Here is a 14215-nt window from a genome sequence, read left to right as displayed (position 1 = left end):
CGAGATGTCGTTTTTATGAAATTATTTGGTGCGTTTTATATAAGTGTATACAAAACGCACCTTTGATTTCCCATTCTCAGCGGAACGCCAGGCACAAAAATGGGGCCCCTTTGGGCCCCATTCTCGTGCATCAGAAAACCGGCTTACTGGGCCAGTTTCTTGTGCCGTACACGGTGCGGCTGGGCAGCAGCATCACCCAGACGCTTCTTGCGGTCGGCTTCGTACTCGGTGTAGTTACCTTCGAAGAACACCACGTTCGAGTCGTCTTCGTACGCCAGGATGTGGGTAGCCACACGGTCCAGGAACCAACGGTCGTGGGAAATCACGATCGCGGCGCCCGGGAAGTCCAGCAGGGCTTCTTCCAGCGAACGCAAGGTTTCGACGTCGAGGTCGTTGGACGGTTCGTCGAGCAGCAGAACGTTACCGCCTTCCTTCAGGGTCAGGGCCAGGTGCAGGCGGCCACGCTCACCACCGGACAGGTCCTTGACGAACTTCTGCTGATCGCCACCTTTGAAGTTGAAGCGGCCAACGTAGGTACGCGAAGGGATCTCGTAGTTGCCGATGCGGATCTGGTCGGAACCGTCGGAGATCTGCTGGAACACGGTCTTGGCGCCGTCCAGGTCCTCACGGCTCTGGTCAACACAGGCCAACTGTACGGTTTCACCGATCTCGATGCTGCCCGAGTCCGGCTGCTCCTTGCCCATCAACATGCGGAACAGGGTCGACTTACCGGCACCGTTACCACCGATCACGCCAACGATGGCGCCTTTGGGCATGGAGAACGACAGGTTGTCGATCAGCACACGGTCGCCGTAGCCCTTGGTGACGTTCTTGAACTCGATAACCTTGTCACCCAGGCGCGGACCGGCCGGGATGTAGATTTCGTTGGTTTCGCTGCGCTTCTGGAATTCCTGCGACTGCATTTCTTCAAAGCGCTGCAGACGGGCCTTGGACTTGGACTGGCGGGCTTTGGCGCCTTTGCGCACCCACTCCAGTTCCTCTTTCATGGCCTTCTCGTGGGCGCTCTGCTGCTTGGATTCCTGCGCCAGACGCTCCGACTTGGCTTCCAGCCAGCCCGAGTAGTTGCCTTCGTACGGGATGCCGGCGCCGCGGTCCAGCTCCAGGATCCAGCCGGCGACGTTGTCGAGGAAGTAACGGTCGTGGGTAATGGCTACCACGGTGCCCGGGAAGTCGTGCAGGAAGCGCTCCAGCCAGGCCACCGAGTCGGCGTCCAGGTGGTTGGTCGGTTCGTCGAGCAGCAGCATGTCGGGTGCCGACAGCAGCAGGCGGCACAGGGCCACACGGCGTTTCTCACCACCGGACAGGTGTTCGATGCGCGCATCCCAGGCCGGCAGGCGCAGGGCGTCGGCAGCGACGTCCAGCTGGCGCTCCAGGTTGTGGCCATCGGCGGCCTGCAGGATGGCTTCCAGCTTGGCCTGCTCGGCGGCCAGCTTGTCGAAGTCGGCATCCGGCTCGGCATAGGCCGCGTAGACCTCGTCCAGGCGGGCCTGGGCGTCCTTGATTACGCTGACCGCTTCCTCGACCACTTCACGCACGGTCTTGGTTGGGTCCAGTTGCGGTTCCTGTGGCAGGTAACCCACGTTGATGTCGGGCATCGGACGGGCTTCGCCGTCGAATTCCTTGTCGACGCCCGCCATGATCCGCAGCAGGGTCGATTTACCGGCGCCGTTCAGGCCAAGTACGCCAATCTTGGCGCCTGGGAAGAACGACAGGGAAATGTTCTTGAGAATTTCCCGCTTCGGCGGCACGACCTTGCTCAGCCGATGCATGGTGTAGACGTATTGAGCCAAAACCAAGCCCTCTAATCAGATAGGTAAAGACATCGCCGATCGCCCCGGCACGCGGTGGCCAGTGGGATGTGTTTACGGGGTGTCATTGAACAAAGTCGACCATTCTACGCCAACGCGCGGCGTTGCATAGGAGGGGCCGATGGTGGGGTGTGATCAGTGCGGTCACTGGGATGAATTCATTGCCTGTGCCGGCCTCTTCGCGGGCATGCCCGCTCCCACAGTGTCACCACAGAGTCTGAAGAATCCGCGATTCCTGTGGGAGCGGGCGAGCCCGCGAAAGGGCCGGCACAGCAGCCGAAGAGGCTCAGACGTGACGCTGTTTGGCCTTGCCCCGTGGCAGGCGGCAACGGTCGCCCTGCTCGGCCAGGCGCGCGGCCCAGGCGGACTTCACGCTGAAGCCGCCGCTGCGGGCAGGTTGCTGCTCGGCCGCCTTTGCCGGTTTGCCAGGTGCAGGCGCAGTGCTGACTACCTTGGCTGCCGGCTTGACCGCCGGTACTGCAACAGCCGGCTCTGCTGCCACCTTGGCGGTCTTGCGCAGTTCAGCCAGCGATGGGGCCTTGCTTTTTGCGGCAGCGGCCGCCTCGGGTTTGCCCAGCGAACGCTGGCAAGACTTGCAGGATACGTCCTCGGTCACGGCAGTGCTGACAAGGGTCTGACTGCTGCGCCCGCAGGCGGAATCGAGGCCATTGGAGGAAAAGTGAGTAACCAAAACCGAACATCTCCGATGCGTTGTCATGTGAAGCGGGCGCTATTCTCGCACAGGTTACAGGGGCTTGCCGAACCACCGGGCAGCCACCATCGGTCAACATGGCTGGCACTTCGCCATAATCCGAGGCATGCTAGCCGGTTTCGGGTGTCCGGCCTTATAGTGCGCCACCGCGGTGCGCAAGCCGGGCGCCGGCACGCACCGTGCACGATCATTCCCTGCCATCGCCAGCCCAATCGCAGGATCAACGCTTGACCAACCTTACTCATCCGTCGTCATTGCGTTCCGCCCCACAAGCACCCGCGACTCTCCTGCGCGGGTCGATCAAGGGTGCGCTGGCGCTGCTGGCCCTGATCCTGCTGGGCCTGCTGCTGTGGCAGCTGTTCGCCCAGTTCAATCATACCCAGGCCGAATTGCGCAAACAGAGCCTGGACGCCTCCGCGGAACTGGCCGACCACCTGAGCCTGAACATGGCGCTCAAGGCGCAACAGGCCGTGAACGTGGTGCAACCCTACCCTGATGCACCGACACCTGCCGCCCTGCCCAGCCTGCTCGGTACCCTGCGCGAGCGCCTCCCCGCCCTGCAGAGCGTGGCCTGGCTGGACAACGTCGGGCAGCTACGCGCCGACAGCCAGGCCGGCAGCCCCGACCGCCAGTCGCTTGACGAGTTGCTCGTACTGAGCCAGGGTCGCCCGTACTTCTTCACCAATTCGGCCGACAACCACATCCTGTACCTTTTGCTGCGCCAGGATGCCGCACAGGGTAGCGGCTACTGGCTACTGCGCCTGTCACCGGACTATTACCGCGAGCTCACCCTCCACCTCGAGGGCAGTGGCCACCCGCAGTGGCTGCTGGAAAACAGCCGCAGCGGCGAGGTGCTGCAGCGCCATGCCGCAGCCGACACCAGCGACGAGCCGCTGCAAAGCGTGATGCTGGCCTTTATCGAAAACAGCACCTGGCAGCTACGCGGTCTGTTCGACGCCAAACTGGCCCAGCAAAAATTATTGCCGGCGCTGCTCGGCAAATGCCTGCTGGTGCTGTTCTGCGCCCTGCTGCCAGTGCTGGCGCTGATCAACATGCGTCGCCGCCAACGGGCGCTGCAGGAAGACCGCCGGCGCTATCAGGAAATTTTTGAAGGCACCGGCGTTGCCCTGTGCGTGCTCGACCTCTCCAGCCTGCCCGGCCAGCTCGACCGCTACCACCTGCGTAACCGGGCCGCGCTCAAGCACAGCCTGGCGCTGGACCCGAACCTGCGCCGCTCGCTGCTGCTGGAGCTGAAGATCACCGAGGTCAACCAAGTGGCGCGCCAGCTGCTGAACATCGACTGCCACGAAGGTGCCTGGCAGCGGCTGATCGATGGCACCGGCGACAGCCGAGACAGCGTTGGCATGCAACTGATCGACGCACTGATCGAACAACGCCCGTTGCTGGAGCTGGAAGTGCGCTTGCCGACACCGCAGGGCACCGAGCTGCACCTGTGGCTGATGGCGCGCCTGCCGCTGCAGCGTCGTGATTATCAGGCGGTGATCCTCAGCATCAGCGATATCACCAGCCGCAAACAGGTGGAGCTGTCGCTACTGGAACGCGAAAGCTTCTGGTCGGACGTGGTACGCACCGTACCCGACCAGTTGTATGTGCAGGATGTGCCGAGCCAGCGGATGATCTTCAGCAACCGCCACCTCGGCCAGACCCTGGGCTACGACCGCACCGAGCTGGCACAGATGGGCGACCGCTTCTGGGAGCTGCTGCTGCACCCCGAGGACGCCGCACACTACCAGGCACTGCGCCGCCAACAGCGCGACAACTGTCATGACCAACCGCTGCACTGCCAGCTGCGCTTCCGCCACCGCGACGGAAGCTGGCGCTGCTACGACATCCGCGAGCAGGTGCTGACCCGCAACGCCGAAGGCCTGGTGACGCGCATCATCGGTGTGGGCAAGGATGTGACCGTTCAGATCGAGGCCAGCCAGTCGCTTCGTGACAGCGAGCAACGCTACCGCATGCTCGCCGAAAGCATCAGCGACGTGATCTTTTCCACCGACAACCAGCTCAAGCTCAATTATGTCAGCCCCTCGGTACAGAGCGTGCTGGGCTACCAGGCCGACTGGATCTTCGCCAACGGCTGGCAGTCGATCGTCGCCAACCCGGCTCAGCTCACCGGCATCTACAGCCTGATGGAGCGTGTCAGCAAGGCCATGGGCGATCCGGCGCAGATGGCGCAACTGTGCAGCCAGTTACCCACCCAACTGTTCCTGTTCGACTGCCTGCGTGCCGATGGCCGCAAGATCCCGATCGAGCTGCGCCTGGTGCTGGTGTGGGACGATGACCAGCGCTTCGAAGGCGTACTCGGGGTGGGCCGCGACATCAGCCAGCAACGCCGTGCCGAAAAAGACCTGCGCATGGCCGCGACCGTATTCGAACATTCCACGTCGGCGATCCTCATCACCGACCCGGCCGGCTATATCGTCCAGGCCAACGAGGCGTTCAGCCGCGTCAGCGGTTACGCCGTCAGTGAAGTGCTCGACCAACTGCCGGGCATGCTCACTGTCGACGAACAGCAGGAAGGCCACCTGCGCTATGTGGTCAAGCAACTGCACCAGCGCGGCAGCTGGGAAGGTGAGGTGTGGCTCAAGCGCCGTGACGGCGACCACTACCCGGCCTGGGTCGGCATCACCGCGGTACTGGACGACGAAGGCGACCTGGCCAGCTACGTGTGCTTCTTCACCGACATCAGCGAACGCAAGGCCAGCGAACAGCGCATCCACCGCCTGGCCTACTACGATGCCCTTACCCACCTGCCCAACCGCACACTGTTCCAGGACCGTTTGTACAACGCCCTGCAGCAGGCCGAGCGGCAGAAGGCCTGGGTGGTGCTGATGTTCCTCGACCTCGACCGCTTCAAACCGATCAACGACTCCCTCGGCCATGCGGCCGGCGACCGCATGCTCAAGGACATGGCCCTGCGCCTGCTGGCCTGCGTGGATGACGACGACACGGTGGCACGCATGGGCGGCGACGAGTTCACCCTGTTGCTGCAACCGCGCCCCACCCGCGAAATGGCCCTGAACCGCGCCATCCACGTGGCCGAGAACATCCTCGGCAGCCTGGTGCGGCCGTTCGTGCTGGAAAACCGCGAGTTCTTCGTTACCGCCAGCATCGGCATCGCCCTCAGCCCGCAGGATGGCAGTGAGCTGAGCCAGCTGATGAAGAACGCCGACACCGCCATGTACCACGCCAAGGAACGCGGCAAGAACAACTTCCAGTTCTACCAGGCCGAAATGAACGCCAGCGCCCTGGAGCGCCTGGAGCTGGAAAGCGACCTGCGCCACGCCATGGAGCAGAACGAATTCATCCTCTATTACCAGCCGCAGTTCAGCGGCGACGGCAAGCGCCTGACCGGCGCCGAGGCGCTGCTGCGCTGGCGTCACCCGACCCGAGGCCTGGTGCCGCCGGGCGACTTCATCCCGGTGATCGAGGAACTGGGCCTGGTGGTGGACGTGGGCGACTGGGTGCTGCGTGAGGCCAGCCGCCAGCTCAAGGCCTGGCACAAGGCCAAGGTGCGGGTGCCGAAAGTGTCGGTGAATATTTCGGCGCGGCAGTTCTCCGACGGCCAGCTAGGCACGCGGATTGCCAACATCCTGGAAGAAAGCGGCCTGCCGCCGGCATGCCTGGAACTGGAGTTGACTGAAAGCATCCTGATGCGCGAGGTGAACGAGGCGCTGCAGATTCTTGCCAGCCTGAAGAACCTCGGCCTGAGCATTGCGGTAGACGACTTCGGCACCGGCTACTCGTCGCTCAACTACCTCAAGCAGTTCCCCATCGACGTCCTGAAGATCGACCGGACCTTCGTCGACGGCCTGCCCGAAGGCGAGCAGGACGCGCAGATTGCCCGGGCGATCATCGCCATGGCCCACAGCCTCAACCTGGCAGTCATCGCCGAGGGCGTGGAAACCCACGAACAGCTGGAGTTTCTGCGCGAGCATGGTTGCGACGAGGTGCAGGGCTATCTGTTCGGGCGGCCGATGCCGGCGCATCAGTTCGAGGCGCAATTCTCCAACGAGACCTTGTTCATGTTCCATTGACCCGCACACAAGGTCCCCGTAGGAGCGGGTTTACCCGCGAACACCGGCCAAGCCGGTGCCATCCACCGCGCCGCATTCCTGCATAAAAAAGCGGACTTCCAGGTCAACTCCCGCCCCCGCCCAGCCCAGAAACGGCGCGGGATGCAAGATGAAGCCCATTGGTCTGCGACTTGACGCCACTTCATATGCCAGCCGCGAATCAATCGGTTAGAATGCACACCCAAATTACCCCGATCCTTGAGGACCGCCATGTTCAGCCGTGATTTGACCATTGCCAAGTACGACGCCGAGCTCTTCGAAGCCATGCAGCAAGAAGCTCTGCGCCAGGAAGAGCATATCGAGCTGATCGCTTCGGAAAACTACACCAGCCCGGCAGTCATGGAAGCCCAGGGCTCGGTCCTGACCAACAAGTACGCCGAAGGCTACCCAGGCAAGCGCTACTACGGCGGTTGCGAGTACGTCGACGTCGTCGAGCAACTGGCCATCGACCGTGCCAAGGAGCTGTTCGGCGCCGACTACGCCAACGTACAGCCGCACGCTGGCTCCCAGGCCAACGCTGCCGTCTACCTGGCCCTGCTGTCGGCCGGTGACACCATCCTGGGCATGAGCCTGGCCCACGGTGGCCACCTGACCCACGGTGCTTCGGTAAGCTCCTCGGGCAAGCTGTACAACGCCATCCAGTACGGCATCGACGGCAATGGCCTGATCGACTACGACGAAGTCGAGCGCCTGGCTGTCGAGCACAAGCCCAAGATGATCGTTGCCGGCTTCTCGGCCTACTCGCAGGTTCTGGACTTCGCCCGCTTCCGCGCCATCGCCGACAAGGTCGGTGCCTACCTGTTCGTCGACATGGCCCACGTTGCCGGCCTGGTTGCCGCTGGCGTGTATCCGAACCCTGTTCCGTTCGCCGACGTGGTCACCACCACCACCCACAAGACCCTGCGCGGCCCGCGCGGCGGCCTGATCCTGGCCCGTGCCAACGCCGACATCGAGAAGAAGCTGAACTCCGCCGTCTTCCCGGGCGCCCAGGGCGGCCCGCTGGAGCACGTCATCGCGGCCAAGGCCATCTGCTTCAAGGAAGCCCTGCAGCCAGAGTTCAAGGCTTACCAGCAGCAGGTCGTGAAGAACGCCCAGGCCATGGCCAGCGTGTTCATCGAGCGCGGTTTCGACGTGGTTTCCGGTGGCACCCAGAACCACCTGTTCCTGCTGTCGCTGATCAAGCAGGAAATCTCCGGTAAGGATGCTGACGCCGCCCTGGGCAAAGCCTTCATCACCGTCAACAAGAACTCGGTACCGAACGACCCGCGTTCGCCGTTCGTCACTTCGGGCCTGCGTTTCGGCACCCCAGCCGTTACCACCCGTGGTTTCAAGGAAGCCGAGTGCAAGGAACTGGCCGGCTGGATCTGCGACATCCTGGCCGACCTGAACAACGAAGCGGTGATCGACGCCGTCCGTGAGAAGGTCAAGGCCATCTGCAAGAAGCTGCCGGTTTACGGCAACTGATTGGCGCTTGCCTGAAGTGAAAGAGCCCGGCCCAGTGCCGGGCTTTTTCGTGAACGGACCATGAAACACGTTCGCAGGCCTGATACACATCCTGTGGGAGCGGGCGGACCCGCGAAGAAGGCTACGCGGTGGATGGCACCGGCTGCGCCGGTGTTCGCGGGCACGCCCGCTCCCACAGGGAATGATTTCGAGCAGCCACGTGCCATCACGTATTACCCTGTTTGACACCACCAACCACAGGCCACACCTTGACCAGAGAGCAACTCGAAACCCGGCAGATCCCCATCTACTTCGCCGCCGTACTGGCCGCGATCGTTTTCGGCCTGCTGGCCAGCGACACTGCGCGCCAGCTTGAAGCCCTGATCACCCCCGCCATCGCCGTGCTGATGTACGCGATGTTCCTGCAAATACCCTTCCTCGACCTGCGCCAGGGCCTGGGTAACCGCCGCTTCATCACGGCCCTGCTACTGGCCAATTTCATTCTCGTTCCGCTGCTTGTCTGGGCCATCACCCGCGGGCTGGTGGAACACCCGGCGATCATCGTCGGTGCCTTGCTGGTGCTGCTTACGCCCTGCATCGACTACGTGGTGGTGTTCACCCACATTGGCAAAGGCGACTCACGCCTGACCCTGGCCGCAACCCCCGTGTTATTGCTGGCGCAACTGGTGCTGCTGCCGGTGTACCTGGCCCTGATGCTGGGTGGCAGCAGCCAGGTGGCAATCTCCATCACCCCGTTCGTGGAAGCCTTCGTGCTGTTGATCGTGTTGCCGATGGCCCTCGCGGTGCTCACCAGCGCCGGTGCCCGGCGCTCGCGCGCAGTCGCGACCTGGAACGACGCCTGGGCGTGGTTGCCGGTGCCGGCGATGGCCTTGGTGCTGATGGTGGTGATCGCTTCGCAGATTGTCGTGGTACTGCGTGATTTCGACCGTCTGCTGCCGGTGGTTCCGGTATACATCGGCTTCATGCTGCTGGCCCCGGTGCTCGGCTTCATCTGTGCGCGCCTGCTGCGCCTGCCGGCCAGCGAGGCACGCTCGGTAACCTTCAGTGCAGCCACGCGCAACTCGCTGGTGGTGCTGCCGCTGGCGCTGGCGTTGCCAGAAGAGATGCGCGGGTTGGCGGCGGCAGCCGTGATCACGCAAACCCTGGTAGAGCTGGTGAGCGAACTGATCTATGTACGGGCGATACCACGGTTTGTGCGTTGACCCGTGGTACTCGTCATAGAGAAAAGGACTATTCGGGGCAAACGGCGAACACCTGCACCTCTACCAGGTAGCCAGCCCCCAGGTCGGCACCCACGCAGGCCCGCACCGGTTTTGCACAGCCTTGCAACCAGGCGTCGTACACTTCGTTGACCTGGTCGAAGTGGCGGTAGTCGGCAAGCCACATCTGAACCCGCGTCAGCTGCGCCTTGCCGACGTTGGCCTGCACCATCAGGCCGTCGATCACGCTCAGCGCCTGACGCAACTGCCCCTGCACATCCTGTTGCAGGTCATCGGCCACGATGCCTGCCGTTTCGAACAGGCCCCTGTAACTGACCGCCAGTGACATCCGCGCGCTTGATCCGTAGCGAGTGATCATCGAGGTACCCTCCCCCTCAACCCATCTGGTTGAAGCAGACGACTTTGGGTTGGGTCATGTCCTCGTAGGCGAACCGCACTCCCTCACGCCCAAGACTCCCATACTTGGCGCCACCAAATGGCATGGCATCGAAGCGGTAGTCGGAAGAGTCGTTGATCATTACACCGCCGGCCTCGATACGCCGGGCCAGGCTCAACGCCAGCGACAGGTCGCGGGTGAACACACCGGCATGCAAGCTGTACTCCGGGGCATTGGCCAGCGCTATCGCCTGCTCGACAGTCTCGAAGGGCGCCAGCATCACCACCGGTGCAAAAACCTCCTCAAGCCACAGCCGGCTGACGTGGTCCACGCTTTCGAGCACTGTCGGCGCATAGACCGCCCCCTGACGCTGGTGGCCGCAGAGCAGGCGGGCACCGCCCTCAAGCGCCTGGTTGACGCGTTCTTCGATCTGCCGGGCAGCCGCTTCGGTGATCATCGGCCCCATATCCGTTTCGCGCCGGCCCGGATCGCCCCAGACCATCGCCTGGGTCAATGCCACGAAGCGTTCGCGGAACGCCTCATAGATCGAGGCATCTACGAGAATGCGCTGGGTGCCGATGCAGTTCTGCCCGGCCGCCCAGAACGCGCCCGACACACACGACTCGACCGTGGCCTCAAGGTCGCAGTCCTTGAGCACCAGCACCGGGGCATTGCCGCCAAGGTCCATGGCAAGCTTTTTCAAGCCAGCCCCGTGCGCAATCTGTTCGCCCGTCGCGAAACCGCCCGTAAAGGAAACCATGCGCACCTCACGCACAGCCACCAGCGCCTTGCCCAGTTCGGCGCCCCCTGTGGCTACGGTGACGACGGCCTCCGGCAACCCTGCCTCCACCAGGTACTGCACCAGTTTCAGGGCAGAAAGCGGGGCCAGTTCCGAAGGTTTCAGAATGACCGCATTGCCCCCTGCAAGTGCTGGCCCCAGCTTGTGCGCCACAAGGTTGAGCGGGTCGTTGTACGGGGTAATGGCCAGGATCAACCCCAACGGCTCGCGGGTGAACCAGCCCTGACGCGATTCGGAGCCTTCATAGGCATCGAACGGCACCACCTCACCGGCGTTGCGCCGCGCCTCTTCGGCAGACAGCTTGAGCGTGTTGATGCAGCGTTTGACCTCTTTTTCGGCCTGGCGCAGGGTCTTGCCCGCTTCATCGACGATCAGGCCGGCAAAGTCTGCCGCATCCCGTTCAATGAGCTGAGCGGCGTGTTCCAAAATAGCTGCCCGACGGTGCCGGGGCAGCGCCGCACTTTCACGCATACCCTGACGGGCAAGGGCGAGCAAGGCAGGCACCGCTTCTGCGCCGAGGTTGTCGACGCTGCCAACCAGGCTGCCATCGAAGGGGTTGTACACATCGATCAAGGCGGGTTGCTGAACAAGCGCCCGCGATATGGAAGTCAGGCTCATGAACGTTGCTCCTCAGGCCGAATGGCCGGCCGCGTGAATGGCGACAATGTCCGACAGCAGGGCAAAAGCCGTTTCGATGCGCCCCGCCCCCGGGCCGGACACGGTTACAGCCCCCAGCAACTCGGTGTCGAACGCCAGCGCATTGGTGGCGCCCGAAATACCCGCCAAGGGGTGATGGCCAGGCAGCAGCTTCGCTTCGACGCTGGCTCGCACCGAACCATCGGCTTCACGGCGGGCGCTGCCGATCAGCTTCCAGCGCTCGCCCGCCGCCCGTGCCCGCTCGATAGCCGCGCTGTCGATGGCACTGATACCGCTGCAGGCCACATCACCCACCTGCAGACAGGCGCCGAGCAACTCATTGGCGAGGATCACCACCTTCAGGCGTACGTCATGGCCTTCCACATCGGCGGTCGGGTCAGCCTCGGCAAAGCCAAGCGCTTGTGCCTGGGCCACTGCCTCGTTGAAGCCAAGCCCTTCCTCCATGCGCGTGAGCACATAGTTCGAAGTCCCGTTGAGAATGCCCTCGAAACCCACCAGGCCCGCGCCCGCCAGGGTCTGGCGCGCCATGCGCAGCACCGGTGTGCCGCTCATCACGGCGCCTTCGTATTCGAACGACACATTGTTGGCCTTGGCCAAGGCCTTGAGCGCCTGGGCATGCAAGGCAATCGGCCCCTTGTTGGTGGTGACCACGTGCTTGCCCGCCTCCAGCGCCCAGCGGCAGAAGGTTGCCGCCGGCTCACCGTCCTTGGGGTTGGTGAATGTCGCCTCGGCGATGATGTCGGCGCCTGATTGCTTGATCACCGCCTCATTGAACGCCTCGGCCGAACCTTGAGGGATTTGCGCCAGCGCGCCCTTCTGGGCCGGCAGCGCGGCCAGCATGGCGGCATCCAGGCCGTCGCGGTCGATCACCGACCCCAGGAACAAGTCGGTGACACCAACGATTTTCAGGCCAAAGCCCAACTCTTGCTGCCAGCGCGCATTGCGTTCGGCGATCAGTTGGGCAAGCGCGCGGTTAACGCCACCAAAGCCAACGAGTGCAATTTTGTATTCGGTCATGGTTTGCTGTCCTGTCCAGGCAGTGGGTCGATGAGGACTAGCGTAAGAGCCGTGCACTGCCAGTTGAATATGGCAATCCGCTGTATTTATTGGCCAATCTGGCCAGTGCAAAGCGCGCACCTGCGCCAGGGCAAAACGCACAACGCCGCCTGGGCGCGAACCCAGGCGGCGTTGTGCTAGCCAATGCAAAGACGCGGTTCAGACCACCGCGGCCAGGACGAACGAAGTCACCGTGTTCTCCACCCCGGGCATGGCAGCGATTTCCTTCCACACATGGTGCACCCGCTCCGGGCTGGAGGCCTCGACGCGCAACATCAGGTCGAACTCGCCGCTGAGCACTTCACACTGGATGACCTCGGGGATCTGGCGCAGTGCATCGAGTACCGCGTCACCGCGCATGCGGTCATAGCGGTAGACGAAGATCACCGCGTTGATCAACGACGCCGGCCGTCTGCCCTCACCGATGCGCAGGGTATAACCCTGAATGGCGCCGTCGCGCTCCAGGCGCTCGATGCGCTGGCGTACCGCATTGCGCGACAGGTTCACCTTCAACCCCAATTCGGCGTGGGCGATACGCGCATTGGCGGTGAGCTCGGCGAGAATGCGCTCGTCCAGGGGGTCGAGGATGCGCTTCATCGCCCAGCCTGCAACCGGGTCAACAAGGCATGAACACCGGCCAGGTCGTCAGCTGCCAACAGCGGCCCATCGCCCGCTGTGCCGACCGCGCCGGCGGGCACCTCACCGTGCCAGGCCCCCAGCTCCGCCAGCAGCCCGGCAGACTTTTCGGGGGCAAACTGCCCCAGCGTGACGATGGGCGCACCGATGTTGCGCCGGTGCAGGCGCCCGGCGAATACCCCTGTCGCGGCATGAGGGTCTACTGCGCTGCCCGTTTCGTGGAACAGCGTGACAATTTCTTCGCGAATCAGCGCGTCGTCCACGGCATAGGAGTCGAACAGCATGCGCGCATGCAACCACTGGCGGTTGCCGATGCTCAGCTCGCCGCACGCCTCGAAGTGCTCCATCAGTGCCCGGGTCGCCCCACCATCGCGGTCATACAGTTCCCAGACGAAGCGCTCCAGGTTGGAGAACAGCGAAAAGTCCATGACCGGTGACAAGGTCTGGCTGGTTGAGCCACGGCTGTAGCGGTTGCAGTGGATGAACCGGTGCAAGGCATCGTTGCGGTTGGTGGAGACGATGATCTGGTTGATCGGCAGGCCCATTTTCTGGGCAATGAACCCCGCGTAGATCTCGGCAAAACTGGCCGTGGGGATGCTGAACCCGACCGGGCGTATGCCGCCACCGAGCTGCAGCGCCGCATGGAAATAGAACACGATCTGCGCCAGCACACCGACCCAGTTGGTGGAGTTGAAGCTGACCGGAATCAGCCCGGGGCATGGCCAGTCACGCAGCAGCGCCGACACCAGCGACTGGCAATCGTCAAAGCTGCCATCCACGGCCACGCAGCTCACGCTGTCGGACGCGGCGCTGCGCATCACTGCCGCGCGGTCGGCGGGCGTGCCTGCGCTGGGGTATAGCGCCAGCAAGCCTGCTGCAGGGCAATGCCGCAACGCTTCGATAGCCGCTACTGCGGTATCGCCGTTGCTGGCACCGACCAGCATGACCCGCTCGCACTCCGCCCCCAGAAAGTGCCGGACAAAACGCGCCTGCAACTGCGCGGCAAAGTCCTTGGAGGACCGGGTAGGCCCATGGAAAAGCTGCAGGATCCATTCGTTATGGCCAAGCTGCTGCAACGGCGCAATGCCGCGGTGGCGGAACCCGCGATAGCTGTCGCTGACCAGCGCCCTGAGGGTAGGCTCGTCGAGGGTATCGCCGACAAACGGTGCCACTACCCGCCAGGCCAGTTCGTCGAAGGGCAACCACGACCAGCTGGCAATTTCCTGTGGGCTGAACACCGGCACCGAGGTGGGCACATAAAGCCCGCCATCGTCGGCCAGGCCAGAAAGCAATGCCGTGCGGAAATCGACCCGTGTCTCGTTGCCGCGCGTGGATGTGTACTGCATCGGTGCTCCAGATAGCTACGTAA

General features: G+C 63.4%; 10 protein-coding genes. 3 read left to right on the top strand and 7 right to left on the bottom strand.

What is annotated here, in order from left to right:
- Positions 1–143 precede the first annotated feature (143 nt).
- On the bottom strand, positions 144–1811 hold the full coding sequence (ettA, locus tag ACI7M0_RS03410) for an energy-dependent translational throttle protein EttA (RefSeq protein ID WP_010951931.1): 1668 nt from the start codon (positions 1809–1811) through the stop codon (positions 144–146).
- Between the two features lie 304 nt (positions 1812–2115).
- Complete coding sequence (locus ACI7M0_RS03405; RefSeq protein ID WP_047605096.1) at positions 2116–2520, bottom strand: hypothetical protein; 405 nt, start codon at positions 2518–2520, stop codon at positions 2116–2118.
- A 248-nt stretch (positions 2521–2768) separates the two neighbouring features.
- On the opposite strand from ACI7M0_RS03405, the gene ACI7M0_RS03400 reads away from it, so the two are divergent.
- From ACI7M0_RS03400 to ACI7M0_RS03390, 3 genes are all read left to right on the top strand, one after another.
- Positions 2769–6599 carry an EAL domain-containing protein gene (locus ACI7M0_RS03400; protein ID WP_129932802.1) on the top strand — a complete coding sequence of 1277 codons (3831 nt, stop codon included), beginning with the start codon at positions 2769–2771 and terminating at the stop codon, positions 6597–6599.
- A 249-nt stretch (positions 6600–6848) separates the two neighbouring features.
- On the top strand, positions 6849–8102 hold the full coding sequence (gene glyA, locus ACI7M0_RS03395) for a serine hydroxymethyltransferase (protein WP_003247505.1): 1254 nt from the start codon (positions 6849–6851) through the stop codon (positions 8100–8102).
- A gap of 248 nt (positions 8103–8350) precedes the next feature.
- On the top strand, positions 8351–9304 hold the full coding sequence (locus tag ACI7M0_RS03390) for an arsenic resistance protein (protein ID WP_129932803.1): 954 nt from the start codon (positions 8351–8353) through the stop codon (positions 9302–9304).
- A gap of 28 nt (positions 9305–9332) precedes the next feature.
- Here ACI7M0_RS03390 and ACI7M0_RS03385 read toward each other — a convergent pair whose 3' ends face one another.
- The 5 genes from ACI7M0_RS03385 to ACI7M0_RS03365 all read right to left on the bottom strand — a co-directional run bounded on the left by ACI7M0_RS03385 (position 9333) and on the right by ACI7M0_RS03365 (position 14192).
- Positions 9333–9650, bottom strand: coding sequence for a RidA family protein (locus ACI7M0_RS03385; protein WP_129932827.1), 318 nt, complete (start codon positions 9648–9650; stop codon positions 9333–9335).
- Between the two features lie 46 nt (positions 9651–9696).
- The gene (locus tag ACI7M0_RS03380; protein ID WP_129932804.1) at positions 9697–11115 is read right to left on the bottom strand and encodes an aldehyde dehydrogenase family protein; all 1419 of its coding nucleotides are present in this window, start codon (positions 11113–11115) and stop codon (positions 9697–9699) included.
- 12 nt (positions 11116–11127) lie between these two features.
- The gene (locus ACI7M0_RS03375) at positions 11128–12171 is read right to left on the bottom strand and encodes a homoserine dehydrogenase (protein WP_064492828.1); all 1044 of its coding nucleotides are present in this window, start codon (positions 12169–12171) and stop codon (positions 11128–11130) included.
- Positions 12172–12369: 198 nt separating this feature from the next.
- Positions 12370–12807 (bottom strand): Lrp/AsnC family transcriptional regulator, encoded by a 438-nt coding sequence (locus ACI7M0_RS03370; protein WP_014589620.1) that lies wholly within the window; start codon positions 12805–12807, stop codon positions 12370–12372.
- Positions 12804–14192: a threonine synthase gene (locus tag ACI7M0_RS03365; RefSeq protein ID WP_129932805.1), complete on the bottom strand. Its 1389-nt coding sequence runs from the start codon at positions 14190–14192 to the stop codon at positions 12804–12806. Before ACI7M0_RS03365 ends, ACI7M0_RS03370 begins: the two co-directional genes overlap by 4 nt.
- Positions 14193–14215 lie beyond the last annotated feature (23 nt).

The organism is Pseudomonas sp. 10(2024), assembly GCF_045164175.1.
Taxonomy (GTDB): domain Bacteria; phylum Pseudomonadota; class Gammaproteobacteria; order Pseudomonadales; family Pseudomonadaceae; genus Aquipseudomonas; species Aquipseudomonas alloputida.
This window is presented reverse-complemented; position numbering and strand designations above follow the sequence as displayed.